At 69.0% G+C, this 26,815-nt stretch carries 22 protein-coding genes; 13 read left to right on the forward strand and 9 right to left on the reverse strand.

Going from position 1 to position 26,815, the window contains the following annotated elements; translation table 11 throughout:
- Positions 1-27: 27 nt before the first annotated feature.
- On the reverse strand, positions 28-2,829 hold the full coding sequence (gene acnA / locus PGB34_RS00160; protein ID WP_271426043.1) for an aconitate hydratase AcnA: 2,802 nt from the start codon (positions 2,827-2,829) through the stop codon (positions 28-30).
- A 167-nt stretch (positions 2,830-2,996) separates the two neighbouring features.
- Positions 2,997-3,419 (reverse strand): hypothetical protein, encoded by a 423-nt coding sequence (locus tag PGB34_RS00165; RefSeq protein WP_271426044.1) that lies wholly within the window; start codon positions 3,417-3,419, stop codon positions 2,997-2,999.
- 135 nt (positions 3,420-3,554) lie between these two features.
- On the opposite strand from PGB34_RS00165, the gene PGB34_RS00170 reads away from it, so the two are divergent.
- The gene (locus tag PGB34_RS00170) at positions 3,555-4,403 is read left to right on the forward strand and encodes a helix-turn-helix domain-containing protein (RefSeq protein ID WP_271426045.1); all 849 of its coding nucleotides are present in this window, start codon (positions 3,555-3,557) and stop codon (positions 4,401-4,403) included.
- Here the strand turns inward: PGB34_RS00170 and PGB34_RS00175 are convergent.
- Positions 4,309-6,564, reverse strand: a complete 2,256-nt coding sequence (locus PGB34_RS00175) for an acyl-CoA dehydrogenase (RefSeq protein WP_271426046.1) — start codon at positions 6,562-6,564, stop codon at positions 4,309-4,311. The genes PGB34_RS00170 and PGB34_RS00175 overlap by 95 nt on opposite strands.
- Before the next feature lie 147 nt (positions 6,565-6,711).
- A complete protein-coding gene (locus PGB34_RS00180) occupies positions 6,712-7,614 on the reverse strand; it encodes a LysR family transcriptional regulator (RefSeq protein WP_271426047.1) in 903 nt (300 codons plus the stop codon).
- 111 nt (positions 7,615-7,725) lie between these two features.
- Between PGB34_RS00180 and PGB34_RS00185 the strand changes: the two genes are divergently transcribed.
- The 4 genes from PGB34_RS00185 (at position 7,726) to PGB34_RS00200 (ending at position 12,720) form a co-directional block, all read left to right on the forward strand.
- Positions 7,726-9,222 (forward strand): nucleobase:cation symporter-2 family protein, encoded by a 1,497-nt coding sequence (locus PGB34_RS00185; protein WP_271426048.1) that lies wholly within the window; start codon positions 7,726-7,728, stop codon positions 9,220-9,222.
- 182 nt (positions 9,223-9,404) lie between these two features.
- A complete protein-coding gene (locus tag PGB34_RS00190) occupies positions 9,405-10,730 on the forward strand; it encodes a C4-dicarboxylate transporter DctA (RefSeq protein ID WP_271426049.1) in 1,326 nt (441 codons plus the stop codon).
- A 62-nt stretch (positions 10,731-10,792) separates the two neighbouring features.
- Positions 10,793-11,527: a GntR family transcriptional regulator gene (locus PGB34_RS00195; protein ID WP_271426050.1), complete on the forward strand. Its 735-nt coding sequence runs from the start codon at positions 10,793-10,795 to the stop codon at positions 11,525-11,527.
- A gap of 98 nt (positions 11,528-11,625) precedes the next feature.
- Positions 11,626-12,720, forward strand: coding sequence for an AI-2E family transporter (locus PGB34_RS00200; RefSeq protein WP_271426051.1), 1,095 nt, complete (start codon positions 11,626-11,628; stop codon positions 12,718-12,720).
- Positions 12,721-12,742: 22 nt separating this feature from the next.
- Here PGB34_RS00200 and PGB34_RS00205 read toward each other — a convergent pair whose 3' ends face one another.
- Complete coding sequence (locus tag PGB34_RS00205; protein WP_271426052.1) at positions 12,743-13,645, reverse strand: LysR family transcriptional regulator; 903 nt, start codon at positions 13,643-13,645, stop codon at positions 12,743-12,745.
- 159 nt (positions 13,646-13,804) lie between these two features.
- Here PGB34_RS00205 and gcl point away from each other — a divergent pair, with 159 nt between their 5' ends.
- From gcl to PGB34_RS00240, 7 genes are all read left to right on the forward strand, one after another.
- The gene (gcl, locus tag PGB34_RS00210; protein ID WP_271426053.1) at positions 13,805-15,601 is read left to right on the forward strand and encodes a glyoxylate carboligase; all 1,797 of its coding nucleotides are present in this window, start codon (positions 13,805-13,807) and stop codon (positions 15,599-15,601) included.
- Positions 15,602-15,612: 11 nt separating this feature from the next.
- Positions 15,613-16,395: a hydroxypyruvate isomerase gene (gene hyi / locus PGB34_RS00215; protein WP_271426054.1), complete on the forward strand. Its 783-nt coding sequence runs from the start codon at positions 15,613-15,615 to the stop codon at positions 16,393-16,395.
- Between the two features lie 43 nt (positions 16,396-16,438).
- A complete protein-coding gene (locus tag PGB34_RS00220) occupies positions 16,439-17,359 on the forward strand; it encodes a 2-hydroxy-3-oxopropionate reductase (protein WP_271426055.1) in 921 nt (306 codons plus the stop codon).
- An 80-nt stretch (positions 17,360-17,439) separates the two neighbouring features.
- A complete protein-coding gene (locus PGB34_RS00225) occupies positions 17,440-19,740 on the forward strand; it encodes an NADP-dependent malic enzyme (protein ID WP_271426056.1) in 2,301 nt (766 codons plus the stop codon).
- A gap of 114 nt (positions 19,741-19,854) precedes the next feature.
- A complete protein-coding gene (locus PGB34_RS00230) occupies positions 19,855-20,403 on the forward strand; it encodes a VOC family protein (protein ID WP_271426057.1) in 549 nt (182 codons plus the stop codon).
- A gap of 23 nt (positions 20,404-20,426) precedes the next feature.
- Positions 20,427-21,008, forward strand: coding sequence for a hypothetical protein (locus PGB34_RS00235; protein WP_271426058.1), 582 nt, complete (start codon positions 20,427-20,429; stop codon positions 21,006-21,008).
- 81 nt (positions 21,009-21,089) lie between these two features.
- Positions 21,090-21,515, forward strand: coding sequence for a PaaI family thioesterase (locus PGB34_RS00240; protein WP_271426059.1), 426 nt, complete (start codon positions 21,090-21,092; stop codon positions 21,513-21,515).
- Positions 21,516-21,560: 45 nt separating this feature from the next.
- Here PGB34_RS00240 and fumC read toward each other — a convergent pair whose 3' ends face one another.
- Positions 21,561-22,955 (reverse strand): class II fumarate hydratase, encoded by a 1,395-nt coding sequence (fumC, locus tag PGB34_RS00245; protein WP_271426060.1) that lies wholly within the window; start codon positions 22,953-22,955, stop codon positions 21,561-21,563.
- A 104-nt stretch (positions 22,956-23,059) separates the two neighbouring features.
- Entirely contained in the window at positions 23,060-24,022 is a 963-nt protein-coding gene (locus PGB34_RS00250) for an adenylate/guanylate cyclase domain-containing protein (RefSeq protein WP_271426061.1), read from the reverse strand.
- Between the two features lie 338 nt (positions 24,023-24,360).
- Here PGB34_RS00250 and PGB34_RS00255 point away from each other — a divergent pair, with 338 nt between their 5' ends.
- Positions 24,361-24,642 carry a hypothetical protein gene (locus PGB34_RS00255; protein ID WP_271426062.1) on the forward strand — a complete coding sequence of 94 codons (282 nt, stop codon included), beginning with the start codon at positions 24,361-24,363 and terminating at the stop codon, positions 24,640-24,642.
- 36 nt (positions 24,643-24,678) lie between these two features.
- Here PGB34_RS00255 and PGB34_RS00260 read toward each other — a convergent pair whose 3' ends face one another.
- Positions 24,679-25,659: an LD-carboxypeptidase gene (locus tag PGB34_RS00260; RefSeq protein ID WP_271426063.1), complete on the reverse strand. Its 981-nt coding sequence runs from the start codon at positions 25,657-25,659 to the stop codon at positions 24,679-24,681.
- Between the two features lie 23 nt (positions 25,660-25,682).
- On the reverse strand, positions 25,683-26,786 hold the full coding sequence (gene tadA, locus PGB34_RS00265) for a tRNA adenosine(34) deaminase TadA (protein WP_333908999.1): 1,104 nt from the start codon (positions 26,784-26,786) through the stop codon (positions 25,683-25,685).
- Between the last annotated feature and the right edge of the window lie 29 nt (positions 26,787-26,815).

Raw genomic sequence — 26,815 nt, forward strand, 5'->3', positions numbered from 1 at the left:
CCCCCGGCTCAACGCCGCGCCGCCCGCTCAATCGGCCAGCAGCTGGCGCAGCACGAAAGGCAGGATGCCGCCGTGGCGGTAGTACTCGACTTCGATGGGGGTGTCGATGCGCAGGCGCACCGCCAGCTCCTGCACCTGGCCGTCGGCGCGATGCACCACGAGCTTGACGTCATCGCGCTGCGGGCTCAGTTCGCCGTCGATCACGATGTCGATCTTCTCGTTGCCCACGAGCTTGAGGCCTTCCCACGAATCGGTGCCCAGGAACTGCAGCGGCAGCACGCCCATGCCGACGAGGTTGGCGCGATGGATGCGCTCGAAGCTGCGCGCCACCACGGCCTTGATGCCCAGCAGCTGCGTGCCCTTGGCCGCCCAGTCGCGGCTGGAGCCGGTGCCGTATTCCTCGCCCGCGAAGATCACCGTGGGCGTGCCCGCCTCCATGTAGGCCATGGCGGCGTCGTAGATGAACATCTTCTCGCCCTGGCGCGGCCCGCTCTGCTGGAACAGCGTCACGCCGCCCTCCTCGCGCGAGCCGTCGGCGGCCGGCGGGATCATCAGGTTCTTGATGCGCACGTTGGCAAAGGTGCCGCGCATCATGACTTCATGGTTGCCGCGGCGCGAGCCGTAGCTGTTGAAGTCCGCCTTCTGCACGCCGTTGGCCTTGAGGTACTGGCCGGCCGGCGAGCTTTCCTTGATGGCGCCGGCCGGCGAGATGTGGTCGGTGGTGATGGAGTCGCCGAACAGCGCCATCACGCGCGCGCCCTGCACCCCGACCTGCGTGGCATGGGGCTGCATGCGAAAGCCCGCGAAGAAAGGCGGCTCGGCGATGTAGGTGGAGTCAGGCCAGTCGTACACGTCGCCGGTCACGCCCTTGATGCTGCTCCACAGCTTGCCGGGGTTGGCGGCGATCTGGCTGTAGTTCTGGCGGAAGGCCTTGGCGTCCATCGCAAAGCCCAGCAGGTCCGAGACCTCCTGCGCGCTGGGCCAGATGTCGCCCAGGTACACGTCCTTGCCGCCGGTGCCCTTGCCCACCGGCTCGGTCATCAGGTCCACCATCACGTTGCCCGCGATGGCAAAGGCCACCACCAGCGGCGGCGAGGCCAGGAAGTTGGCCTTGAGGTTGGGGTGGATGCGCGCCTCGAAGTTGCGGTTGCCCGAGAGCACGGCCGCGCAGACCAGGTCGCTGCGCGTGATCGCGTCATTGATCTCGGGCGCCAGGTCGCCTGCATTGCCGATGCAGGTGGTGCAGCCATAGCCGGCGAGATAGAAGCCCAGCTTTTCGAGGTAAGGCAGCAGGCCCGTCTTCTGCAGGTATTCGGTGACGATGCGCGAGCCCGGGGCCAGCGAGGTCTTCACATGGGGCTTGACGGTCAGGCCCGCCTCCACCGCCTTCTTGGCCAGCAACCCCGCGGCCAGCAGCACGCTGGGATTGGAAGTGTTGGTGCACGAAGTGATGGCCGCGATCAGCACATCCCCGTTGCCGATCTTCACCGGCGCTTCCTCGGGCTGGTTGGCCAGCGTCACGCGAGGCAGCAGGCGATCGGCCGGCTGGTTGAAGCCGTTGGCCTCCACGGGCTTGCTGTACAGCTCCTTGAAGCGCGCCGACAGATGGCCCAGGTCGATGCGGTCCTGCGGCCGCTTGGGGCCGGCCAGGCTGGGCGTGACGGTGGACAGGTCCAGCTTGACGATCTTGGTGTACTGCACCTCGCCCGCGGACTGGGAGGCACCCTCGGCACCGGGCATGCCGAACAGGCCCTGCGCCTTGTAGTAGGCCTCGAAGCGCTCGATCTCGGCCTCGGTGCGGCCGGTGCCGCGGAAGTAGTCGATGGTCTTGTCGTCGACCGGGAAGAAGCCCATGGTGGCGCCGTACTCGGGCGCCATGTTGCCGATGGTGGCCCGGTCGGGCACGGGGATGGAGGCCGCGCCGGGGCCGAAGAATTCGACGAACTTGCCCACCACCTTCTCGCCGCGCAGGATCTGCGTGACGTAGAGCACCAGGTCGGTGGCCGTCACGCCCTGGCGCAGCTGGCCCGTGAGTTCGAAACCCACCACGTCGGGCGTCAGGAAGTACACGGGCTGGCCCAGCATCGCGGCCTCGGCCTCGATGCCGCCCACGCCCCAGCCCACCACGCCCACGCCGTTGATCATGGTGGTGTGGCTGTCGGTGCCCACCAGCGAGTCGGGGTACCACACCGGCACATCGGCCTTGTCGTCGGCAGACTTGTAAACGCCGCGCGCAAGGTATTCCAGATTCACCTGGTGCACGATGCCAAAGCCCGGCGGCGTGACGCCGAAGGTGTCAAAAGCCTGCATGCCCCACTTCATGAACTGGTAGCGCTCGTTGTTGCGCGAGAACTCCAGCTTCATGTTCAGGTCCAGCGCCTGCGGCGTGCCGTAATGGTCCACCATCACCGAGTGGTCCACCACCAGGTCCACCGGCACCAGCGGCTCAATCGTCTTGGGCGACTTGCCCAACTGCGCGGCCACGCTGCGCATGGCAGCAAGATCGGCCAGCAGCGGCACGCCCGTGAAGTCCTGCAGCACCACGCGCGTGACGACGAAGGGAATTTCCTCCGTGCGGTCGGCATTGGGCTGCCAGTTGGCCAGTTGCTCCACGTGCGCCGGGGTCACCTTCTGGCCGTCGCAGTTGCGCAGCACCGACTCCAGCACGATGCGGATCGACACCGGCAGCTTGGTGACGTTGGGGTATTGCTTGGCCAGCTCCTTCAGCGACCAGAACTTGCCGGATTCACCGGATGCGGTCTTGAAGGTCTTGAGGGTGGGGGCGAAGGCCCCGGCGGAGGACGGGGCCTGAGAGGTGGCGGCAGCCATGGAATTGCGCTCCTTCTTCGATCGTGGTCGCCGCCCGGGTAGCGGCACGCACAAAAGATAGCAGGCTTCCATGGCGCGCGAGGTAGGCCTGCGGCGCGCCCTCATGGCGAGCGCCGGTATTGGCGCAGCGAGGGTGCGCCGTGGCCCAGGGCCCGCCATGCGGCGCCTCAGGCGAGCACCGCGCGCGGCGTGCGCGTGGCGCGCAGGCCCATCCACTGCGCATCGGCCAGCAGCAGCACCGTGACGGCCTGCGCCAGCAGCCAGGCCATGCCGAGGGCGCTGAGCGCAAAGGGCCCGGCTGCCATCAGCAGCACGCAGCCCACGGCCCAGCCCAGGTTGCCCATGGCCACTAGGCCGATCAGGATGCGGGGCACCGGCTGGCGCAGGGCCAGCCAGGCCGCCACCACGGCATAGCCCAGCAGGAACAGTCCGGTGCCCGTCAGCAGGCCCGCCGGCAGGCCGGTGAGCCGGGCCAGCGCGTCGGTGAAGCCGAGCTGGGCGGCGCCGGTCAGCGCGCAGGAGGCGGCGTCCAGCGCCATCACGCGGGGCAGGAAGCGGGGAGAGGCGACAAGGGAAGCAATGGAAGACATGGCAGGCTCCTTCAAGGGTCTGTGCGCGGCAGCGACGGTGTGCCGTGCTGGGCCGCATCGTCTCGCCGTGGCTGCACAGGGTCCATGACCTCGGAGGTCATGGCGGCACGCCTGCCGCGCGCCAGAATGCCGGGCATGAGCCCACTGCACGCCGCCGCCAGCCCCCACATCTCGCGCCCCGGCACGCGAGACCCCTTCGGCATGCACCTGCGCCACTGGCGCCAGCACCGGCGGCTGAGCCAGCTCGATCTGGCGCAGGACGCCGAGATTTCCACCCGCCACCTGAGCTATGTGGAAACAGGCCGCGCCGCCCCCAGCCGCGAAATGGTGCTGCGCCTGGCCGAAAGGCTGCAGGTGCCGCTGCGCGAGCGCAACACGTTGCTGGTGGCCGCGGGCTTCGCGCCGATGTACCGCCAGCGCGGCCTGGACGACCCCGCCCTGGCCGTCGCTCGCGAAGCGGTGCAGCGCGTGCTCAAGGGCCATGAGCCCTACCCTGCGCTGGCCGTGGACCGGCACTGGAACCTGCTGGCCTGCAATGCGCTGGTGCCCTTGCTGATGACGGGCGCGGCGCCCGAGCTGCTGCAGCCACCGATCAACGTGCTGCGCCTGTCATTGCATCCGCAGGGGCTGGCGCCGCGCATCGTCAACCTGCGCCAATGGCGTGCGCATGTGCTGGAGCGCCTGCAGCAGCAGACCACCGCGACCGGCGACGCGCAATTGCTGCACGACGAACTGGCGGCCTACCCGCTGCCCGAGAGCGATGGCGAGGCCCTGGGGCCCGAAGCCGGCGGTGATCTGGCCGGCGTGCTGGTGCCGCTGCAGTTGCGCACCGAAGCGGGCCTGCTGAATCTGATCAGCACCACCACCCTCTTCGGCACGCCCATGGACGTCACTTTGCAGGAACTGGCTGTGGAGTCCTTCTTTCCAGCGGATTCGATGACGGCCCAGGCCCTGCAGGCGCTGCTGCCTCCGGCGGGCGCCTGAGCCCGGCTGCAGGGGCGCTGCGCGGGCCGGGCCCGTCGTCGACCTGGATGACGCGGTCCACCGCCTGCAGGTAGGCCCGCGCCAGCGCGGGGTCGGCCGCGCCCTGGCTCGCGGCGGCCATGGAGCGCGTGCTGCGCCAGGCCTTCTGCAGCGCCTGCGCCTCCGGGCCCAGGCGCTGCGCCAGCTCCAGCGCTTCCATCAGGTCGAGCATGCCGCCCGTGGCGGGGCGCTGCAGGTCCGGCAGCAGGCGGGACAGCAGCGTGGGCTCGTGCTCCAGCATCTGTGCGATCTCGAGCCAGCACTCGTCGGCCTGCGCCTCGGGCCGCGCCCGGGCCGTCATCACGCGGCCCAGCAGCCGCACGCCGAGCTGCGGCATATTGGCGTAGAAGCCCCGCAGCGCCTGCTCGCCCGCATGCAGCTGCGCGTTGATGGCCGCGCGTGCCAGCGGCAGCAGGACCGGGTCTTCGCCGTCCTCCACATGGAAGCGCCAGACGCTGGCACTGGCCAGGTACAGGTGCGCCAGCGCGTCGCCCAGGCGGGCCGACAGCAGCTCCATGCGTTTGAGCCGGCCGCCGAGAAGGCCCATCGCCAGATCGGCCGCGAAGGCCAGCCGCGCGCTCAGCCGCTGGATGGCACGCGCCTGCCGCAGCAGGCCGTCGGGCACCGTGCCCTGCAGGCCGCCGCCCAAGAGGCTGCGGCCGAGGTTGCGCACCACGTGTCGGGCATGGCCCAGAAGCGCCTGGCCCAGCGCCTCGTCGTCGGCCGCCTGCACGGCGGCCATTTCATCGAGCACGTAGGGGTGGCAGCGCACGGCCCCCTGGCCGAAGACGATGAGTGCGCGCGTCAGCAGGTTGGCGCCTTCCACCGTGATCGCGATGGGCGCCTGCCTATAGGCGTTGCCCAGCAGGTTCGCGGGGCCCGCGATGATGCCCTTGCCGCCCAGGATGTCCATGCCGTGGGTCACGGCGCGGCGTCCGGCCTCGGTGAGCTGCACCTTGACCATGGCGCCGGCCACGCTGGGCCGCTCGCCGGCATCCAACACCACGGCGGTGTAGCGCCGCGCGGCATCGGTGGCATAGAGCTCGGCCGCCATGCGCGCCGTGAGGCTCGCCACGGCATGGAAGCGCCCGATGGGCAGGCCGAACTGCTCGCGGATGCGGCCGTAGCCTTCGGCCACGAACAAGGCGCTCTGCTGCATGGCCGAGCCCAGCGCGGGCAGCGAAATGGCGCGCCCGGCCGCCAGGCATTCCATGAGCATGCGCCAGCCCTGGCCCACCTGGGCCTCGCCGCCGATCACCCACTCCATCGGCACGAAGACCTGGCGCCCTCGCATCGGCCCGTTCATGAAGGCAGAAGCCATGGGCCGATGGCGCCGCCCGATCTGCAGGCCGGGCTGCGGCACGGGAATGAGCGCACAGGTGATGCCCAGCTCGCGCTCGCCTTCCGGGCGGCTCGGGTCATGCGCCTGGAAGGCCAGGCCCACCACGGTGGCCACGGGTGCCAGCGTGATGTAGCGCTTGTCGAAATCGACCAGGAAGCCGCGCGTCATGCGCCCCTCGAACTCCCGCTCCACCAGCACGCCGACGTCCGGGATGCTCGCGGCGTCCGAACCCGCATAGGGCGACGTCAGGCCGAAGCAGGGCAGCTCCCGGCCATCGGCCAGGCGCGGCAGCCAGTGGGCCTGCTGCTCGGGTGTGCCGTAGTGCAGCAGCAGCTCAGCCGGGCCGAGGGAATTGGGCACCATCACCGTGACGGCCGCGGCCACATTGACGGTGGCGATGCGCGCCACCACCGTGGCATGCGCCTGGTGGCTGAAACCCAGGCCGCCATGGCGTTCCGGAATGATCATGCCGAAGAAGCGCTCGTCGCGCAGCCAGCGCCACACCTCCTCGGGCAGATCGCCGGCCTCGTCGATGGCATGGTCGTCCAGCATGCGGCACAGGCGCCGCACGGGGCCGTCCAGGAAGTTCTGCTCGCGCTCGCTCAGTGCCAGTGCGGGCGTGCGGCACAGCGCGCTGAAATCCGGGCGGCCGGCAAAGAGCTGGCCTTCGAATCCCACGCTGCCCGCCTCCAGCGCCAGGCGTTCGGTCTGGCTCAGGGGAGGCAGGGCTTGGGCAAGCGCCGGGCGCGCGCGGCGCCCCAACCAGGCGGCGAATGTCATCGGGTCTCCTTTGGCGGCAAGGCGGGTGCCTGCGCCGGCCTGAGGCGCGCGCACCTGCATACCTTCGACCACAGGATGCGCCCGCCGGCAACCCGCACCGCGCGGGACAGCCGCGAGCGCGCCTGTCAGACATGCGCGCGGCGCGGCTCAGCTTCGTTCGGCCTCGTGCGCGATCAGCAGGTCCCGGAAGGCCGCCACGGCGGGCGACAGGAGATTGCCCGGCGCGCGCAGCAGGGTCATGGTGCGCGCCACCTGCGGACGGCCCACGCTGCGCACCTCCAGCCCATGCCACCGGGCCATGGGCTGCAGCGCCTTGGTGACGATGGCCACGCCCAGGCCTTCGCGCGCCAGCCCCATCATGGTCCAGGGCAAGGCGATCTCGAAGGCGTATGTCAGGCGGATGCCGCGCTCGGCCAGCTTCTCCTCCAGCAGCCGACGCACGGGGTTGCCGGGCAGATAGCCGATCAGCGGCTCGCGCGCCACCTGCTGCCACTCCAGCGTGCGGCGCGCGGTCAGCGGCGAACCGGGTGCCATCACGGCAATGAAGCGGTCTGACGACAGCGGCGTGGCCACCAGGTCGCTGCGCGCATCGGTCTGGGTGGCGATGCCCAGGTCCGCCGTGCCGTGGCGCACCAGCGCATGCACTTCGTGTTCGGGCACGTCGTGCAGCTGCACGCGCACGCCGGGGTAGCGCTCGCTGAAGGCGCGCACCACCGGCGGCAGCAGCAGCGCGCACTGCGCGTTGGGCGCAGCCACCGAGACGCGGCCGCGTGCATTGCGGCCGAAGTCCTGCGCGTCGGCCACCAGATGCTCCCAGTCGGCCACCAGGCGCTGCGCCGCGGGCAGCAGTGCGGTGCCCGCGTCGGTCAGGCGGCAGGCCCGCGTATGCCGGTCGAACAGGCGCGCACCGAGCAGCCGTTCCAGCTTGCCCAGCGCCGCGCTCAGCGAAGACTGCGACATGCCCAGGCGCTCCGCGGCACGCGTGAAATGACCGCTTTCGGCCAGGGCCAGGAAAACCCTGAGTTCGGGCAAAGAGGACTTGATGCTCAAGGGAAAGAGCGCCTTTGATCGCGAAAGCCGATTGATTTATTGGATTGTGCGCCTTTATCGATTCCGGCCGCACTCCTATTCTTGCCCCGCATCCTGCAAGGAGATGGCCCCATGACAACCCAAAGAACCGCCGCTCAATCCGACACGCACCCCGTCGACCAGCACCTTCCCCTGGGCAAGCTCAGCGCCCTGGGCCTGCAGCACGTGCTGGTGATGTATGCGGGCGCCGTCGCCGTGCCGCTGATCGTGGGCCGTGCGCTCAAGCTCAGCCCCGACGAGGTGGCCCTGCTCATCAGCGCCGACCTGTTCTGCTGCGGCATCGTGACGCTGATCCAGGCGCTGGGCGCCACGCAATGGTTCGGCATCCGGCTGCCCGTGATGATGGGCGTGACCTTCGCCTCCGTGGCACCGATGGTGGCCATCGCCAATGCCAACCCCGGCCAGGCCGGGGCCCAGTTGCTGTTCGGCTCCATCATCGGGGCGGGCCTCATCGCGATCCTGATCGCGCCGCTGATCAGCCGAATGCTGCGCTTCTTCCCGCCGGTGGTCACGGGCACCATCATCGCGGTGATCGGCATCACGCTGATGCGCGTGGGCATCAACTGGATCTTCGGCAACCCGGTCGGGCCCACGGCCCCCAGCATCGTGGACCCGGCCTACGCCAAGTGGCTGGCCGATGCCAGCGCGCCCGGCTCGGCGCTGCCGCCGGCACCCAAGGGCCTGGCGCTGATGCCCACGGTGCCCAACCCCAAGTACGCCGACCTCACGGGCGTGGGCATCTCGGCGCTGGTGCTGGTGTCCATCCTGCTGATCGTCAAGTTCGCCAAGGGCTTCGTCGCCAACATCTCGGTGCTGCTGGGCATCGTGGTCGGCGGCATCGCGGCCACGGCCATGGGCCTGATGACCTTCGAGAAGGTGGGCAAGGCCGCCTGGGTGGACGTGGTGCTGCCCTTCCACTTCGGCATGCCGCAGTTCGATCCGCTGCTGATCCTGACCATGGCGCTGGTGATGATCGTGGTGATGATCGAATCGACCGGCATGTTCCTGGCGCTGGGCGAGATGACCGAGCGGCCCGTGGGCCAGCAGGACCTGGCGCGCGGCCTGCGCACCGACGGCCTGGGCACGCTGATCGGCGGCATCTTCAACACCTTCCCGTACACCAGCTTCTCGCAGAACGTGGGGCTGGTGGCCGTCACGGGCGTCAAGAGCCGTTTCGTCTGCGTGGCCGGCGGCGTGATCCTGATCGTGCTGGGCCTGCTGCCCAAGATGGCGGCGCTGGTGGAATCGCTGCCCACCGTGGTGCTGGGCGGCGCCGGCCTGGTGATGTTCGGCATGGTGCTGGCCACGGGCATCCGCATCCTGGGCAACGTGGACTTCAAGACCAACCGCTGCAACGCCATGATCGTCGCCGTGTCCATCGGCATCGGCATGATTCCGCTGCTGGCGCCCAACTTCAAGCAGTGGATGCCGCATGGCCTGCACCCGCTGATCGAGTCCGGCATCCTGCTGACCTCGATTTCCGCCGTGCTGCTGAACATCTTCTTGAACGGCGCGCGCCAGGACGACGCCGCCACGATCGCGGCGGCGCGGCAGGCCGAGGCGCACTGAAGCGGGGCCTTTGCCCCGCCGTGGTGCACTGCACCACGTTCACCCAGCCCCGCATCGCGGGGCTTTTTTTCATGGCAGCCCGTTGCGGCGCGGGATTACCCGCTGACAAGGGCTCGCAGTCCATGCGTACAGTTCTTGCATGCAAGTTAAATCCCAACTTGCATGCAGCACTGGAGTTCAACATGCGTTTCCTCCGTTCCCTTTTTGGCCAGGTGGTTCTGGCCCTGATCGTGGGCACCGTCGTCGGCTTGCTGGCGCCCGAGTTCGCCTTCAAGCTCAAGCCCCTGGGCGATGCCTTCATCAAGCTGATCAAGATGATCATCCCGGTGCTGGTGTTCTGCGTCGTGGTGCACGGCATCGCCGGTGCCGGAGACCTGCGCCGCGTGGGCCGGGTGGGCGTGAAGGCGCTGATCTACTTCGAGGTGCTCACGACCATCGCGCTGGTGCTGGGCCTGGCGCTGGCCTACATCTTCGAGCCAGGCGTGGGCATGAACGTGGACCCCAAAGCCCTGGACGCTTCGGCCATGAGCGCCTATGCCTCCAATGCCGAGAAGCTCACCAGCGGCGGTACGGTGGAGTTCCTGCTCAAGCTCATTCCCACCACCGTGGTGAACGCCTTCGCGACCGGCGACGTGCTGCAGGTGCTGTTGTTCGCGGTGCTCTTCGGCTGCGCCCTGGCCCTGCTGGGCGAGCGCGGCGCGCCGGTGGCCGGCCTAATCGAAACGCTCTCGCTGGTGCTGTTCAAGATCATGGGCATCATCATCAAGTTCGCGCCGCTGGGCGTGCTCGGTGCGATCGCCTTCACCGTCGGCAAGTACGGCATCGGCTCGCTCAAGCAGCTGGGGCTGCTGGTGGTGCTGTTCTATGTCTCGGTGATCTTCTTCGTGTTCGTGGTGCTGGGCCTGGTGATGCGCATCTCGGGCTTCAGCCTGATCAAGCTGCTGCGATACCTGCGCGAGGAACTGGCGATCGTCTTCGCCACCACCTCCTCCGACAGCGTGCTGCCGCAGATCATGGGCAAGCTGCGCCGCATGGGCATCCGCGACTCCACGGTGGGCCTGGTGATTCCGACCGGCTACTCCTTCAACCTCGACGCCTTTTCCATCTACATCACGCTGGCGGCGGTGTTCATCGCCCAGGCCACCAACACGCCGGTGTCGATGACGGACCTGCTGACCATCCTGGCGATCGCGCTGGTCACGTCCAAGGGCGCGCACGGCGTGCCGGGTTCGGCCATCGTCGTGCTGGCCGCCACGCTGCAAGCCATTCCGGCCATCCCCGCCATCGGCCTGGTGCTGGTGCTGTCGGTGGACTGGTTCATGGGCATTGCGCGCGCGCTGGGCAACCTGATCGGCAACTGCGTGGCGACGGTGGCCGTGGCCGCCTGGGAAGGCGACATCGACCGCGAGCGTGCCCACGCGGTACTCGATGGCAAGGAGCTTCCCGCCGACGAGGTGTCCTCGCCCACGGTGGCGTCGGCCGTGGGCCGCGCGACTGGGGCACACTGACGAACCGCCCGCCCACGAAGAACCGCGCCACGATGCCCGAGCCCGCCGTCCGTCCGCCTTCCGTGCCTGACCCGTCCGCGCCGTCCGCGCGGGCGGACGCCGCATCGGACATCAGCCCGACCACCATCGCCGAGCGCGTGGTGGAGGCCATCCTGGCGCAGAAGCTGGCACCCGGCGAGCGGCTGGGCGAGCAGGCGCTGGCGGACCTGTTCGGTGTCAGCCGCACCATGGTGCGCGAGGCCCTGATGAAACTTCAGGCGCGCGGCTTCGTCGAGGTGCAGTCCAAACGCGGCTGGTATGTGGTGCAGCCCAGCCTGGACGAGGCGCAGGATGCCTTCGCCGCACGCCGCGTGGTCGAGGCCGGCATCATTGCCGCGCAGGGTCGGCCCCTGGCCTCGGCGATCCGGCAACTGCGCTCGCACATCCAGGAAGAGCAGCGCGCCATCGAGGGTGCCGATGCGGCCACCCGCGCCTTCCTGCTCGCGGACTTCCATGTCTGCCTGGCCCAGCAGCTGGGCCACCGGCTGCTGAGCGACGTGCTGCGCGACCTGACGGCACGCACCACGCTCGCGGCCACGCTCTACCAGTCACGGCACGACGCGCGCCAGTCCTGCGAGGAGCACGAAGCCATCGTGGCCGCCATGGAGGCCGGAGACACCGAACGCGCGCGCCTGCTGATGGTGGAGCACATCGGCCATGTGCAGCAGGCGCTGCAGACCGACATGCCGGCCGCCCCCGCCGCCGACCGGCTGCGCACCACGCTGGCGCCCCTGGCGCTGCCTGCCACCGGCGCCTGAACGGCGGCCGTCCGGCGTCGGGCGCCGATCCGCACCTACGTCCGGCGCGCCGCGGCATGCGGCGCAAGCCCCGGGCGTCGGCTACAGTGCCGAGCATCATGAATACACCCCAAGTCCAGCGCGGTTTCTTCCTGCTGCTGCTCGTGGCCGTGACGGCGGCCTTCTTCTGGATCCTGCAGCCCTTCTTTGGCGCCGTGCTGTGGGGACTGGCGCTGGCGATCCTGTTCACGCCGCTGTACAAGCGGCTGCTGCAGGCCTGGGGCAAGCAGCGCCTGACCCTGGCGGCGCTGGGCACGCTGGGCATCGTGCTGGTGATCGTGATCCTGCCGCTGGCCATGATCGTCTCCACCCTGATCAGCGACGTGGCCTCGCTCACGCAGCGCATGCGCTCGGGCGAACTCAACTACTACGGCTATTTCCAGCAGATCGTGGGCGCCCTGCCCGACTGGCTGATGCGCATCCTCGACCGCTTCGGCCTGGGCAATTTCGAGGCGCTGATGGCCAAGCTGGCCGAGGGCGCCTCGCAGGCCAGCCAGGTCATCGCGCAGCAGGCGCTGAACATCGGGCAGAACACCTTCGACTTCATCATCAGCTTCTTCGTGATGCTGTACCTGCTGTTCTTCCTGCTGCGCGACGGGGCCTCGCTGTCGCGCAAGGTGCGCCAGTCGGTGCCGCTGGCGCCGCCGCACACCCACTACCTGCTCAACAAGTTCACCACCGTGATCCGCGCCACCGTCAAGGGCAACGTGGTGGTGGCCGCGGTGCAGGGCACGCTGGGCGGCGTGGCCTTCGCGCTGCTGGGGGTGCAGGGCGCCTTGCTGTGGGGCGTGGTGATGGCCTTCCTTTCGCTGCTGCCGGCCGTGGGCGCGGCGCTGATCTGGGGCCCGGTGGCCGCCTACTTCCTGGCCACGGGCGCCATCACCAAGGGCGTGGTGCTGATCTTCGTGGGCGTCTTCGTCATCGGCCTGGTCGACAACATCCTGCGCCCGCTGCTGGTGGGCAAGGACACGCAGATGCCCGACTACGTGGTGCTGATCTCCACCATCGGCGGCATGGCGCTGTTCGGCATCAACGGCTTCGTCATCGGCCCCGTGATCGCGGCCCTGTTCATGGCCGTGTGGTCGCTGTTCACCCAATCGACGCCGGCCGATGAGGACGCGCGGGACGAACGGACGACGCCGCCGCCGCACTGATCGGGAGCAAGGAAGGCGCGCTTCAAGCCTCCCACCACTCGCCCGCAAAGTGCTCCTGCAGGAAGGCGATGAAGGCCGTGACCTTGGCCGGCACGAGCTGCGGCGAGGGGAACACGGCGTGGATCTCCTGCTCCACCCGCACCTGCCCGGGCAGCAGTTCCACCAACTGGCCCTTGGCCAGTGATTGCTGCGCCACGTAGCGCGGCATGAGCGCCACACCCAGGCCCGCACGCGCCGCCGCCAGCAGCGCCGAGAGGTTGTTGGAACGCAGCCGCCCCGAGACCGGCACGCTCACCGGCGCACCGTGGGGCCCGCGCAGGCGCCAGAGGTCGTCGCCCACCACGCTGCTGTAGATCAGCGCCGCATGGGCCGACAGCTCGGTCGCCTCGCGCGGCGTGCCATGCTTTTTCAGGTAGCCGGGCGAGGCCGCCAGCACCCACGGGTTCATTCCCAGAAAGCGCGCGCCCAGCGACGAATCGGCCAGCTGGCCCATGCGGATGGCCACGTCGATGCCCTGCGCCACCAGGTCCACATAGCGGTCCTCGAAGCTCAGGTCGATCTGCAGCTGCGGGTGGCGGCGCATGTACTCGAGCATCTGGGGCACGATGACGCGGCGCCCGAAGGCCACCGAAGTGCCCACGCGCAGCAGCCCATGCAACTGCGTCTGGCGCCCGCGCGCCACGCTGTCGGCCTCGGCCACGTCGCGCAGGATGGCCTTGCACTTGTCGTAGTACAGCGCGCCGGCCTCGGTCAGGCTCACGCCGCGCGTGTTGCGGTTGAGCAGTCGCACCTGCAGCCGCGCCTCGGTGGCCGCCACCTGCTTGGTCACCGTGGGCTGGGTGGTGCCCAGGTCGCGCGCGGCGCGCGAGAAGCTGCCGGTTTCCACCACCCGGGCAAAGACCTCCATCGCCTGCAAGCGGTCCATCCTGTCTCCTGATCGTTCGTGCTTCGTGCCCGGGGCGGCGCGCGCCCATCGTAGATGGCGCAGTCATTCCACGGCGGAATGAATCTTATGGCCCGCACGGCTCTTCCTGGCAAAGGGGCGGCTTCCTAAAGTCAGCTCCAACACACAGGAGAGACACCGATGCCCAAGATGACAGCCGCCCAGGCGGCCGTGCTCGTGATGCAGAAAGAAGGCGTGACGCAGGCCTTCGGCGTGCCCGGCGCCGCCATCAACCCGCTGTATGCCGCGCTGCGCGAAAGCGGCGAGATCCAGCACATCCTCGCGCGCCATGTGGAAGGCGCCTCGCACATGGCCGAAGGCTACACGCGGGCCTGCCCGGGCAACATCGGCGTGTGCATCGGCACCTCGGGCCCGGCGGGCACGGACATGATCACGGGGCTGTACTCGGCCTCGGCCGATTCCATTCCCATCCTCTGCATCACGGGCCAGGCGCCGCGCGCCCGCCTGTACAAGGAAGACTTCCAGGCGGTGGACATCGAATCCATCTCCAAGCCTGTGACCAAGTGGTCCGTCACCGTGCGCGAGCCGGGCCAGGTGCCGCAGGTCTTCCAGCAGGCCTTCCACCTGATGCGCTCGGGCCGCCCGGGGCCGGTGCTGATCGACCTGCCCTTCGACGTGCAGATGGCGAGCATCGAGTTCGACATCGCCACCTACGAGCCGCTGCCGGTCTACAGGCCCGCCGCCACGCGGGCCCAGGTGGAGAAGGCCCTGGCCATGCTCAATGCGGCGCAGCGCCCGCTGATCGTGGCTGGCGGCGGCATCATCAACGCAGACGCCAGCGACCTGCTGGTTCGCTTTGCCGAGCTGACCGGCGTGCCCGTGATCCCCACGCTGATGGGCTGGGGCAGCATCGCCGACGACCATCCGCTGATGGCCGGCATGTGCGGCCTGCAGACCAGCCACCGCTATGGCAACGCGAACCTGCTGGCGTCGGACTTCGTGCTGGGCATCGGCAACCGCTGGGCCAACCGGCACACGGGCTCGGTCGATGTCTACACGCAGGGGCGCACCTTCGTGCACGTGGACATCGAGCCCACGCAGATCGGCCGGGTCTTCACGCCCGATCTGGGCATCGTCTCCGACGCCAAGGCCGCGCTCGCGCTCTTCGTGGAAGTGGCGCAGGCCATGAAGGCCGAAGGCCGCCTGCCGCAGCGCGACGGCTGGGCCGGCGAATGCCAGGCCCGCAAGAAGACCATGCTGCGCAAGACCGACTTCGACGACGTGCCCATGAAGCCGCAGCGCGTGTACCAGTGCATGAACCGGCACTTCGACCGCGAGACCTGCTATGTGAGCACCATCGGCCTGTCGCAGATCGCGGCCGCGCAGTTCCTGCATGTGTACCGGCCGCGGCACTGGATCAACTGCGGCCAGGCCGGCCCGCTGGGCTGGACCATCCCGGCCGCCCTGGGCGTGCGCGCAGCCGACCCCGCGCGCCGGATCGTCGCGCTCTCGGGTGACTACGACTTCCAGTTCATGATCGAGGAACTGGCTGTGGGCGCGCAGTTCAAGCTGCCCTACATCCACGTGGTGGTGAACAACAGCTACCTGGGCCTGATCCGCCAGGCGCAGCGCGGCTTCAGCATGGACTACTGCGTGCAGCTGGCCTTTGAAAACATCAACGCCGATGCAGACGCCGGCCTGGAGCGCAGCTATGGCGTGGACCATCGCAAGGTGGTCGAGGGCCTGGGCTGCAAGGCCCTGCGCGTGAGCCGCCAGGAAGAGCTGGGCCCCGCGCTGCGCCAGGCCGATGCGCTGATGGCCGAGCACCGCGTGCCGGTGGTCATCGAGGTGATGCTCGAGCGCGTGACCAACATCGCCATGGGCACCGAAATCAACGCGATCCAGGAATTCGAGGCCCTGGCCGAAAGCGTGGCCGATGCGCCCACATCCATCGCCGCCGCGGCGCTGCTGGACTGAGGAGAAAAACCATGCCCCGTTTTGCCGCCAACCTGAGCATGCTCTTCACCGAGCAGCCTTTCATGCAACGCTTCGAGGCCGCCGCGCGCGCGGGCTTCGAGGCCGTGGAATACCTCTTCCCCTATGGCTTCGAACGCCATGAGCTGCTGGCCGCGCTGCGCGCCAACGGCCTGCGCCAGGTGCTGCACAACCTGCCGGCCGGCAACTGGGAAGCCGGCGAGCGCGGCATCGCCTGCCACCCCGATCGCATCGACGAATTCCGCGAAGGCGTGACCCAGGCGATTGCCTACGCCGCCGCGCTGGACTGCCCGCGCCTGAACTGCCTGGCCGGCAAGCGGCCCGCCCATGTCAGCGCCGAGCAGGCCCAGGCCACGCTGGTGCAGAACCTGCGCTTTGCCGCGCGGGCCCTGCAGGCCGAAGGCATCACGCTGCTGGTGGAGCCCATCAACAGCTACGACATCCCGGGCTTCTTCCTCACGCGCACCGACCAGGCGCTGGCGCTGCTGGAAGAAGTGGGCTCGCCCAACCTGCGCATCCAGTACGACATCTACCACGCGCAGCGCACCGAAGGCGAGATCGGCCAGACGCTTGCCAGGCATCTGCCGCGCATCGGCCACATCCAGCTGGCCGACAACCCGGGCCGCGGCGAGCCCGGCACGGGCGAACTGAACTACCCGTGGCTGTTCAGGCACATCGACGCGCTGGGCTACGAAGGCTGGATCGGCTGCGAATACAAGCCGCGCGCGCGCACCGAAGACGGGCTGGCTTGGCTGGCACCCTACCGCTGTGCCTAGACGCTGCCCTCGTTCTCTCTGTTCATCACCCCACCCTCATCTCATGTCACACACACTCAAGCTCGGCTTCATCGGCCTGGGCATCATGGGCACGCCCATGGCCGGCCATCTGCTCAAGGCGGGCCACACCCTGTTCGTCCACACGCGCGGCAAGGTGCCCGCCGAACTGGCCGAATCCGGCGCCACCGTCTGCACGCACGCCAGGGGCGTGGCCGAGCGCGCCGACATCGTGTTCATCATGGTGCCCGATACGCCCGACGTGGAAGCCGTGCTCTTCGGCGACAACGGCGTGGCGCAGGGCCTGCAGGCCGGCAAGACGGTGGTGGACTGCAGCTCCATCGACCCCATCGCCACGCGCGGCTTCGCGCAGCGCATCCAGGCGCTGGGCTGCGGCTACCTCGATGCACCGGTCTCCGGCGGCGAAGTGGGCGCGAAGGCGGCCAGCCTCACGATCATGGTGGGCGGCGAGCCCGAGGTCTTCGAGCGCGTGAAGCCGCTGTTCCAGCTCATGGGCAAGAACGTGACCCTGGTGGGCGGCAACGGCGATGGCCAGACCACCAAGGTCGCCAACCAGATCATCGTCGCGCTCAACATCGCGGCGGTGGGCGAGGCCCTGCTCTTTGCCAGCAAGGCCGGCGCCGACCCGGCCCGCGTGCGGCAGGCCCTGATGGGCGGCTTCGCGGCATCGCGCGTGCTCGAAGTGCATGGCCAGCGCATGGTCGATCGCAGCTTCGCACCGGGCTTTCGCATCGCGCTGCACCAGAAGGACCTGAACCTTGCGCTGCAGAGCGCGCGCACCCTGGGCGTGGCGCTGCCGCAGACGGCCGGCGCGGCGCAGCTCATGAACGCGTGCAGCGCCCTGGGCCATGGCCAGCAGGACCACAGCGCCCTGGTGCGCGCACTGGAAGCCCTGGCGCAGCACACCGTATCACCCGACGCGGGCGAAGCCCCGGCCGTTTCGTAGTTCCACTACGGATTCGGACCTCTCTTTGCGGTAGCCTCGCCTTTCCCGTTGACCCGAACGATTCTCCAAGGAAGGCCCGCATGAGCACCTCGCTCTCCCCCACCGAACAGGCCCTGCGCGACGCTGCGCGCGAGTACCACCGTGCCGGCGTGCGCGGCAAGATTTCCGTCACGCCCACCAAACCGCTGGTGAACCAGCGCGATCTGTCGCTGGCCTACTCCCCCGGCGTGGCCTATCCCTGCCTGGACATCCAGGCCGATCCCTCGCTGGCCGCCGAGTTCACGGCGCGCGGCAACCTCGTGGGCGTGATCACCAACGGCACCGCGGTGCTGGGCCTGGGCGACATCGGCCCGCTGGCCGGCAAGCCCGTCATGGAGGGCAAGGGCTGCCTGTTCAAGAAGTTCGCCGGCATCGACGTGTTCGACATCGAACTGGCCGAGCGCGATCCCGACAAGCTGGTGGACATCATCGCCGCGCTGGAGCCCACGCTGGGCGGCATCAACCTCGAGGACATCAAGGCGCCCGAGTGCTTCTACATCGAGAAGAAGCTGCGCGAGCGCATGAACATCCCGGTCTTCCACGACGACCAGCACGGCACGGCCATCATCTCGGCCTCGGCGCTCATCAACGGCCTGGAGCTGGTGGGCAAGAAGATCGAAGAAGTGAAGATCGCCGTCTCGGGCGCGGGCGCCGCCGCCATCGCCTGCCTGGACGTGATGGTGGGCCTGGGCGCGCGCACGGCCAACATCTTCGCCTGCGATTCCAAGGGCCTGATCTACAGCGGCCGCCCCGGCGGTTTCGATGAGTCGAAGGCCCGCTACGCGCAGCCCGACACCGGGGCGCGCACCCTGGCCGACGTGGTCAAGGACGCCGACGTGTTCCTGGGCTGCTCGGCGCCCGGCGTGCTCACGGCCGAGATGGTCAAGACCATGGCGCCCAGCCCCATCATCCTGGCGCTGGCCAACCCCGAGCCCGAGATCAGGCCCGAGCTGGCCAAGGCCGTGCGGCCCGACTGCATCATCGCCACGGGCCGTTCGGACTACCCGAACCAGGTCAACAACGTCCTGTGCTTCCCCTACATCTTCCGTGGCGCGCTCGATTGCGGCGCGACCAAGATCACCGAAGAGATGAAGCTGGCCTGCGTGCGAGAGATCGCCGAACTGACCAAGGCTGACATCAGCGAGGAAGTGGCCACCGCCTACGCGGGCCAGGAACTGGCCTTCGGCCCCGACTACCTGATCCCCAAGCCCTTTGATTCGCGCCTGATCCTGCGCATCGCGCCGGCCGTGGCCAAGGCTGCGGCCGAATCGGGCGTGGCCATGCGCCCCATCGAAGACCTGGAGGCCTACCGCCAGCACCTGTCGCGCTTCGTCTACCAGACCGGCATGTTCATGCGCCCCGTGTTCGCGGCCGCCAAGAAGGCCGAGAAGAAGCGCGTGGCCTATGCCGAGGGCGAGGACGAACGCGTGCTGCGCGCCGCCCAGGCGGCGGTGGACGACGGCCTGGCCAAGCCGATCCTGATCGGCCGGCCCGAGATCATCGCGATGCGCATCAAGAAGGCCGGCCTGCACCTGCGCGTGGGCGAGGACGCCGAAGTGGTGGACCCAGAGAACGACGCGCGCTTCCGCCAGTACTGGGAGGCCTACCACCACCTGATGGGCCGGCGCGGCATCAATCCCGAAGGCTCCAAGGCCATGGTGCGCCGCTCCAACACCACCATCGCGGCGCTGATGGTGCATCTGGGCGATGCCGACGCCATGATCTGCGGCCTGGTGGGCCGCTTCGACAGCCACCTGAAGGTGCTGGGCCAGGTGCTGGGCACGCAGCGCGGCGTGCCGGAATTCGCCACGCTCAACGCGCTGATGCTGGACAAGTACACCCTCTTCATCGCCGACACCAACGTGCACGAGGACCCCACGGCCGAGCAACTGGCGCAGATCGCGCTGATGGCGGCCGAGGAGGTGCGGCGCTTCGGCCTGCCGCCCAAGGTGGCCTTCCTTTCGCATTCGAACTTCGGCACCTCGGAGCGCGCTTCGGCCCGCAAGATGCGCCTGGCGCGCGACCTGTTCGCGCAGATGGCGCCCGATGTGGAGTGTGACGGCGAAATGCATGGCGATGCGGCGTTGAGCGAAGACGTGCGTCGCCAGGCCCTGCCCGGCAGCTCGCTCACGGGCGAGGCCAACCTCCTGATCTGCCCCAACCTGGACGCGGCCAACATCCTGTTCAACGTGCTCAAGATGACCGGCTCCAACGGCGTGACCGTGGGCCCCATCCTGCTGGGCTCGCCCAAGCCCGCACACGTGCTCACGGCCAACGCCACCGTGCGCCGCGTGCTGAACATGACGGCCCTGGCCGTGGCTGACGCCAACATCGCCAAGTAAGGCGCGTTTCGCTGCGCACAGGCATGTTTGGGGAGTCCTCCCCACTTCGCTGGTGATACGCTTTTTTGGCTCTCGGTGCGCCGAGGGCCAAGAAACGATCTTCAGGGAGAAAACATGCCAACACCAAGCGGCTTGTCGTGGGTCAGTCGATTTCCGACCTCCACCAGTCTGGATGATCTGGTGGACCCATTTCGATCCAGCGCCCGCAACTTCATCCGTGTCCTGCGAGCCGCCGGCGTCACCGTGGCCATCAGCGCAACCTTGCGGCCTGCGCAGCGGGCGTATCTGATGCACTATGCGTTCCGGATCGCCAACGAGCGCATGGACCCTGCGAGCGTCCCTGCCATGGCGGGCGTGAACATCGACTGGGTCCACCGGCGCGTCAACGGCGAGGCCGATCTGGCGAAATCCCGTTCTGCAGCGGCGGCCATGGTGACTGGCTACGACATCGTGTTCCGGCCCGCGCTGGCGTCGAACCACACACGGGGACTGGCCATCGACATGACCATCCGCGGCTACGCGCGCAAGCAGTTGCCGGACGCCAGCGGGACCATGAAGACGATTCAGACAGCCAGCGATCTGCACCAGCTCGGCGCCAGCTACGGCGTTCACAAGCTGCTGAGCGATCCCCCCCCACTGGTCGAGCAACGGGCATTGACATGAGGCGCCTACCAAGATTTTTTTCGGTGCCCTCCGCATCCGCCCTGCGCGCGGCCCTCGTCGTGCTGGTGTGCGGGGTGGGCGCCGCGCAGGCGGCTGCGCCGGACATCCTCCTGGTCGATGCCAGCCGCGCCAGGCGGCCGGTTCTGGCCTATGGCGTCGATGCGGCCAGGCTGGAGCCCGGAGTCGCCCTGCGCTTTGCCCGGCTCTCCCCTCCGCTCGTGGAGGGCGGCACCAGTTGCTGTGTGCGCATTGCAGGGCGGCAGCGCCCGTCCCGCGATGTTCTGGCCGACGTGGCGGGAAAGCCTGCAGTTGCGGTTTACAGCGCTGCCTCTCTCACAGATCGACGCGAGGCACCGTTCATCGGCGTGGCGTTCAGCAATGGCACGCCTGAACCCATCCGCGAAGACGCCCACACCCTGCTGCTGCCCGGCCGTTCAGGCGAGGCAGATCGGCGCCTGGTCCACTGCCTCAGCAGCGAAACCCTTCATGTGCGCGTGATCCATGCACGCACCCAGGTGGAGCAGGTGCGCTACGCATTGCCCCTGAACATGGATGTCGAGGCCGACTGCGACGAGCGATGGATGCCCACGCTCCAGCAACGCTGATGGACCGGGCTGGCGGATGCGCGAGGCGGCAGGAAAAGTCCTGAAGCGCATCGCCGGCAGCCTGGACCACAATCGACCGCCATGACCTCACCCCTGCCCCGCCCCGACCGCGACGAACTCAACGCTTTCCTGCGCCGGGAGTTTCCCCAGAACGACTGCCGGGTGGAGAAGGTGGGCGAGTGCGGGGCGACGGTGCGAAAGCCCATCAGCGTGGCCGACCTGCGGCCCGGCGGCACGGTGTCGGGCCCCACCATGATGGCGGTGGCCGACGTGGCGCTCTACGCGGCGCTGCTGGGCGAGATCGGCATCGTGCCGCTGGCCGTGACGACCAGCCTGAACACCAACTTCCTGCGCAAGCCCGCGGCCGACCGCGACCTGCTGGGCGTGTGCCGGCTGCTCAAGGTGGGCCGCACGCTCGCCATCGGCGAGGTCTTCCTCTACTCCGAAGGGCTCGACGAGCCGGTCGCCCACGCCACGGGCACCTACGCGATCCCGCCCGCGCGTTAGACCTCGTTCGCGGGCTGATGCCGCGAGCCGTCGCGGCGCTGCACTTCAGCGGCCCACCATGTTCTCCGCGACCACCCACTGGTCGAACTGCTCGGCCGTGACATGGCCCGAGGCGATGGCCGCCTCGCGCAGGCTGGTGCCTTCCTTGTGCCCCTTCTTCGCAATGGCGGCCGCCTTGTCGTAGCCGATGTGCGGGTTCAGCGCCGTCACCAGCATCAGCGATTGCTTGACCAGGTGGTCGATGCGCTCCAGGTTGGGCTCGATGCCCACCGCGCAGTTGTTGTTGAAGCTGATCATGCCGTCGGCCAGAAGGCGCGCGCTCTGCAGGAAGTTGTGGGCCACCACGGGGCGGAACACGTTGAGCTCGAAGTTGCCCGAGGCGCCACCGATGTTGATGGCCACGTCGTTGCCGAAGACCTGGGCCGCGAGCATGGTCACGGCCTCGCTCTGCGTGGGATTGACCTTGCCGGGCATGATGGACGAGCCGGGCTCGTTCTCGGGGATGCTGAGTTCGCCGATGCCGCTGCGCGGGCCGCTGGCCAGCCAGCGCACGTCGTTGGCGATCTTGTTCATGCTGGCGGCCAGGGTCTTGAGCGCGCCGTGGGCATGCACCAGCGCGTCCTGCGAGGCCAGCGACTCGAACTTGTTGGGCGCCGTGACGAAAGGCAGGCCCGTGATGCTGGCCAGCTCCCTGGCCACGCCTTCGGCATAGCCCTTGGGCGCGTTCAGGCCCGTGCCCACGGCCGTGCCTCCCAGCGCCAGTTCGTACAGGTGCGGCAGCGCGGCCTGCACATGCTTCTTGCCGTGTTCGAGCTGCGCGACCCAGCCCGATATCTCCTGGCCCAGGGTCAGCGGCGTGGCGTCCTGCAGGTGGGTGCGGCCGATCTTGACGATGTGGTCGAAGGCCTTGGCCTTGGCGGCCAGCGTGTCCCTGAGCACGTCGATGGCCGGCAGCAGCCTGTGCGTGAGCGCATCCACGGCCGCGACGTGCGAGGCCGTGGGAAACACGTCGTTGGACGACTGGCTCTTGTTCACGTCGTCGTTGGGGTGCACCAGCCGGCCTTCGCCGCGCTCGCCGCCCAGCAGTTCGCTGGCGCGGTTGGCGATCACCTCGTTGAGGTTCATGTTGGTCTGCGTGCCCGAACCGGTCTGCCAGACCACGAGCGGGAATTCGCCCTCGTGCCTGCCCTCGATGACTTCCTGCGCGGCGGCGCAGATGGCGTCCTTCTTCTTCGCGTCCAGCAGGCCCAGCGCGTGGTTCACGGTGGCCGACGCGCGCTTGACCTGCGCCAGCGCCTTGATGATCTCGCGCGGCTGGCGCTCGCCCGAGATGTCGAAGTTCTGCAGCGAGCGCTGGGTCTGCGCGCCCCAGAGCTTGTCGGCGGGGACTTCGATGGGGCCGAAGGTGTCGCGTTCGGTGCGGGTGCTGGAAGCGGTCATGAGGCAGAACCTGGGTGCGAGGCTAAAAGCGCGAGTATCCAACAAACGAGAAATATTCTCATTGACGTGGACACTGCCGGCGCCTGCGGCCGGCGCGCGGCCTCTCAGCGCCTGCGGCCCAGAAAACGCGCCGCGGGCGCCAGCTCCAGCCGCCCGCCGCCCAGCCTGAAGCCGATGGTCGGCGCCGTGAAGTCGCTCAGCGGCGCACCCAGCGCGATCTCGCCGCTGCCATGCAGCACGCATTCTTCGCGGCGCAGCGCGATCTCGGTGTCTGCCGCCCCGGCATTGCCGCGAAAGCGCACCCAGGTGCCGTAGGTGCTCAGGTCCACCAGCACACAGTGCCCGTTGCGCGATTCCAGCCGCAGGTGCACGCGCGAAACCCGCGGGTCGTTGACCAGGAAGTCCACGTCGCCCACGCGCCCGAGCACGATGGGCAGTTGCTGCACCTTGAACAGGGAGCGCACGTCCAGCCAGGCCAGCTCGATCTGCCCGAAGCCTGAATCGGCATGGCCGGGCAGCAGCGTGGCCAGCTCGCCGGGCTGGGTCAGCAGGTCGCTGCTCTCTTCCTGCCAGTCCACGCGGTAGACCACCGGCGCGTCCTGCCGGCCGCGGACCTGGATCGCGCCCAGGTAGCAGTGCAGCACCTGCGTGCGCGCCAATTGCGCGATGACCGCGTCGGTGGCCCAGATCTGCCCGGGCCCCGCCAGGTCGCTCAGGCGCGATGCGACGTTGACGGCGTCGCCATAGCAATCGCCTTCGACTTCCATCACCTGGCCGCTGGCCACGCCGATCTGGATGCCCATGCGCAGCGCGAGCGGCCAGGCCTGCAGGCGCTTGTCGTGGCCGCGCTGGATCTCGAGCACGGCGTTCACGGCGCCCAGGCCGTTCTCAAACACCACCAGCACGCCGTCGCCCAGCTTCTTGATCACGCGGCCGCCGTGGCTCTCGCACACGTGCGCCATCCATTGGGTGATCTCGGTGACGGTCTGCGTCGCACGCACGTTGCCCATGGCTTCGAAGACCCGCGTGCTGCCCGTGAGGTCTGCAAAGACGACTGTGGTGGTCATGCCGTGCGGCCGCGAAGTTCAGGGTTGGGAGTGCGAAGGCGTGCGCCTTGCGGATCAATGTAGCAATACTGCCAAAGCCTTCGCGACAAGTGGGTCCGCCACATGACACCTCCCCATGTCTGATCGGCGCCGTCCAGGCGCGCCAACGCGTCCACCGAACGACTGATGTCAGTGCAAAGTGTGACTTGCACCTGTCTCATTCGGACCTTATCTTCTCGACCTCCCTCTTCACGTATCTGAACGTTACTGCACCAATGGGCGCGCGCAACAGCTTGCTACGTCTGTGGACCTTCCACCGGTCCGCAGGCGCCGACACACAACCGAATTCTTCGCAAGGGATGGAGCGCGTGCGCAGCCACATGCTGGGGCTGCTGGCCGGCCACGAAGGCGCCGCGTTCTACCGGGTGGCCGAGCGCATCCGCTACGCCACCGAGATGGAAGACCTGTGGTACCTGCGACAGGACCTGATGGCCGCGCTCAGCGCCGTGCATGGCGAAGCCACGGCGCGCCACGAAGTGGAACCGCTCAATGAATTGTTCAAGGGCCTGCTGCCCGCGTCGATGACGGCCGGCGCCACACGGCCTTCGCGCCCCGCTCGCCCTCACCGCCAGCAGCGCTGACGGCCCCGGGCTCAGCAGGCGCAGGCCCGCGCCGGCTCAGTGGCCGTGGTGCGCGTGCTCGTGCCCATGATGGCCGTGGTCATGGGCATGCCCGGCGCCGGCCGCATGGCCCCAGACCATGAAGACCTCGCGCTCCTGCCGGGCCATCTCCACCTGCGCCCCAACCGGCAGCAGCACCTTGGTCGGCACATGGCCATAGGGCAGGCCCGTGAGCACCGGCACCTTCAACAGGCCGCGCAGACGGTCCACCACGGTCTGCAGCTTGAAGCCGCGGTCGTGCGGCACCGCGCGGTAGTTGCTGAACTGGCCCAGCACGATGGCGCGCTGGCGCGCCAGCACGCCTGCGTGGCGCAGCTGGTCGAGCATGCGTTCGATGCGGTAGGGATGCTCGGCCACGTCCTCGAGGAAGAGCACACCCTTGTCGATCTGCGGGAAGTAAGGCGTGCCCAGCAGGCTGCTCAGCACGCACAGGTTGCCGCCCCACAGGGTGGCGCCGCGCAGGGCCTTGAAGCCCACATCGGCATCGCGCGCGGGCAGGCGCCAGCCCGTGCCCTCCCCCTGGCCGCAGAGCAGGTCGTCGAAGCAGGCGGCCATGATCTCGTCCGGGCCTTCCTCGGCGCCGAGATCTTCGCCCAGCGCCGGGCCGGCCCAGGTGACGGCGCCGGTCTTGGCCAGCACGGCCGACTGGAAGGCCGTGAAGTCGCTCACACCGACGAAGGCCGTGCCCTTGTCCACCGCCTTGGCAATCGCCTTGTAGGGCAGTCGGTCCAGCACCCGCGTGAGGCCGTAGCCGCCGCGCGAGATCAGCGCCACGTCCGCGCCGCTGGCGGCGGCACGCGCAATGGCGGCCAGGCGCGTGTCGTCATCGCCGGCAAATCGCTGGTGGCTCTGCAGCGCGGCTTCGTCGATGTGGACGTCGTGGCCCATGGCCTTCAGGCGCGCCACACCGCGGCGGAAGGCCGCCTTGTCGCGCACGGCGCCGGAAGGGGAATAGATGTAGATGCTCTTGCTGTTCACGGCGCGCAGTATCCCATCGCGACTCAGCGTGCCGCGTCCCCGGCCTGCAGCTCGCGCACCAGCGCGTCCAGCCCCGCCTGCGTGAGCTGCTGCGCCAGCGGCCGCGTCAGCCCCCAGGTGGACAGCGCGGCCATGTGGCCGCGATCCGGATAGGGTGCGGCCAGCCAGTCGGGCGTGCCGCGCGCGTGCAGCGCCGTGGCGGGCAGAGGATGAAGCGAGGCCACGCGCCCGGCCTGCCCGGCCAGCAGTTGCGCCAGCCCGGCCTGCGCCGGATGAAAGACCAGTTGCACCGGCCCCAAGCCCTGCGCATCGAGCCATTCGTCCAGCACCCGCGCGTGCCATGCGATGTCATGGCCGACGCTCTTCTTGGGCTTGTCGCTGCGGCCATGGCCGATCAGGTCGGGGACCAGCAGGCGCCGCCGGGGCAGGCGCGCCCACAGGCCCTGGTACAGCGCGCCCCATTGGCCCGGGCCATGCAGGCACAGCACGGCGGCTTGCGTGTCGTCGTGCGCCAGCTGCGCTTCGTTGTCCAGCCAGACCATGCGCAGCCCGCCCAGGCTGGGCAGCCCGGCCGTCGCGCGCAATTGTGCGGGCGGCGCAAAGGCGTCGAAACGCGCCTCGGGCGTGCGCAAGGCGTCGTCGCGCAGAGGCTGGGCGCGGGCGCGGGCCTCGGCGCGGCGGGTCTGGAAGAAGGCCTGCAGCGGCTGCGCGCATTCCTGCGCCAGCAGCCCGCCCTGCACCTCGGTGTGCGGGTTCAGCGCCGGCTGCGCGAACAGGTCCAGCACCGAGCCGGCCGCGCCGGTGCGCGGATCGGCCGCGCCGAACACCACGCGCGCCAGCCGCGCGTGCAGCATGGCCCCCGCGCACATGGGGCAGGGTTCCAGCGTCACGAACAGCTCGCAGTCTTCCAGCCGGTAGTTGCCGATGGCCTGCGCGGCCGCGCGCAGCGCGTTGACTTCGGCATGGCCCGTGGGGTCGTGCGCCGCAATGGGGGTGTTGCGGCCCGTGGCCAGCAGTTGCCCCTGGCGCACCACCACCGCGCCCACGGGCACCTCGCCGGCCTCAGCCGCCGCCTGGGCCTGCGCCAGGGCCAGCCGCATCCAGTGTTCGTCGCCGGGTCCGCTCACAGGCACCCCGGCTTGGCGGTGGTCAGGAA

The organism is Xenophilus arseniciresistens, from assembly GCF_028023875.1.
GTDB classification, from domain to species: Bacteria; Pseudomonadota; Gammaproteobacteria; order Burkholderiales; family Burkholderiaceae_C; genus Xenophilus; species Xenophilus arseniciresistens.

Bases quoted from the DNA above. Each gene is read 5' to 3' on its own strand.
- acnA (WP_271426043.1), bottom strand. From the start codon at position 2,829: ATGGCTGCCGCCACCTCTCAGGCCCCGTCCTCCGCCGGGGCCTTCGCC.
- PGB34_RS00165 (WP_271426044.1), bottom strand. From the start codon at position 3,419: ATGTCTTCCATTGCTTCCCTTGTCGCCTCTCCCCGCTTCCTGCCCCGC.
- PGB34_RS00170 (WP_271426045.1), top strand. From the start codon at position 3,555: ATGAGCCCACTGCACGCCGCCGCCAGCCCCCACATCTCGCGCCCCGGC.
- PGB34_RS00175 (WP_271426046.1), bottom strand. From the start codon at position 6,564: ATGACATTCGCCGCCTGGTTGGGGCGCCGCGCGCGCCCGGCGCTTGCC.
- PGB34_RS00185 (WP_271426048.1), top strand. From the start codon at position 7,726: ATGACAACCCAAAGAACCGCCGCTCAATCCGACACGCACCCCGTCGAC.
- PGB34_RS00190 (WP_271426049.1), top strand. From the start codon at position 9,405: ATGCGTTTCCTCCGTTCCCTTTTTGGCCAGGTGGTTCTGGCCCTGATC.
- PGB34_RS00200 (WP_271426051.1), top strand. From the start codon at position 11,626: ATGAATACACCCCAAGTCCAGCGCGGTTTCTTCCTGCTGCTGCTCGTG.
- PGB34_RS00205 (WP_271426052.1), bottom strand. From the start codon at position 13,645: ATGGACCGCTTGCAGGCGATGGAGGTCTTTGCCCGGGTGGTGGAAACC.
- gcl (WP_271426053.1), top strand. From the start codon at position 13,805: ATGCCCAAGATGACAGCCGCCCAGGCGGCCGTGCTCGTGATGCAGAAA.
- hyi (WP_271426054.1), top strand. From the start codon at position 15,613: ATGCCCCGTTTTGCCGCCAACCTGAGCATGCTCTTCACCGAGCAGCCT.
- PGB34_RS00220 (WP_271426055.1), top strand. From the start codon at position 16,439: ATGTCACACACACTCAAGCTCGGCTTCATCGGCCTGGGCATCATGGGC.
- PGB34_RS00225 (WP_271426056.1), top strand. From the start codon at position 17,440: ATGAGCACCTCGCTCTCCCCCACCGAACAGGCCCTGCGCGACGCTGCG.
- PGB34_RS00230 (WP_271426057.1), top strand. From the start codon at position 19,855: ATGCCAACACCAAGCGGCTTGTCGTGGGTCAGTCGATTTCCGACCTCC.
- PGB34_RS00240 (WP_271426059.1), top strand. From the start codon at position 21,090: ATGACCTCACCCCTGCCCCGCCCCGACCGCGACGAACTCAACGCTTTC.
- fumC (WP_271426060.1), bottom strand. From the start codon at position 22,955: ATGACCGCTTCCAGCACCCGCACCGAACGCGACACCTTCGGCCCCATC.
- PGB34_RS00250 (WP_271426061.1), bottom strand. From the start codon at position 24,022: ATGACCACCACAGTCGTCTTTGCAGACCTCACGGGCAGCACGCGGGTC.
- PGB34_RS00255 (WP_271426062.1), top strand. From the start codon at position 24,361: ATGGAGCGCGTGCGCAGCCACATGCTGGGGCTGCTGGCCGGCCACGAA.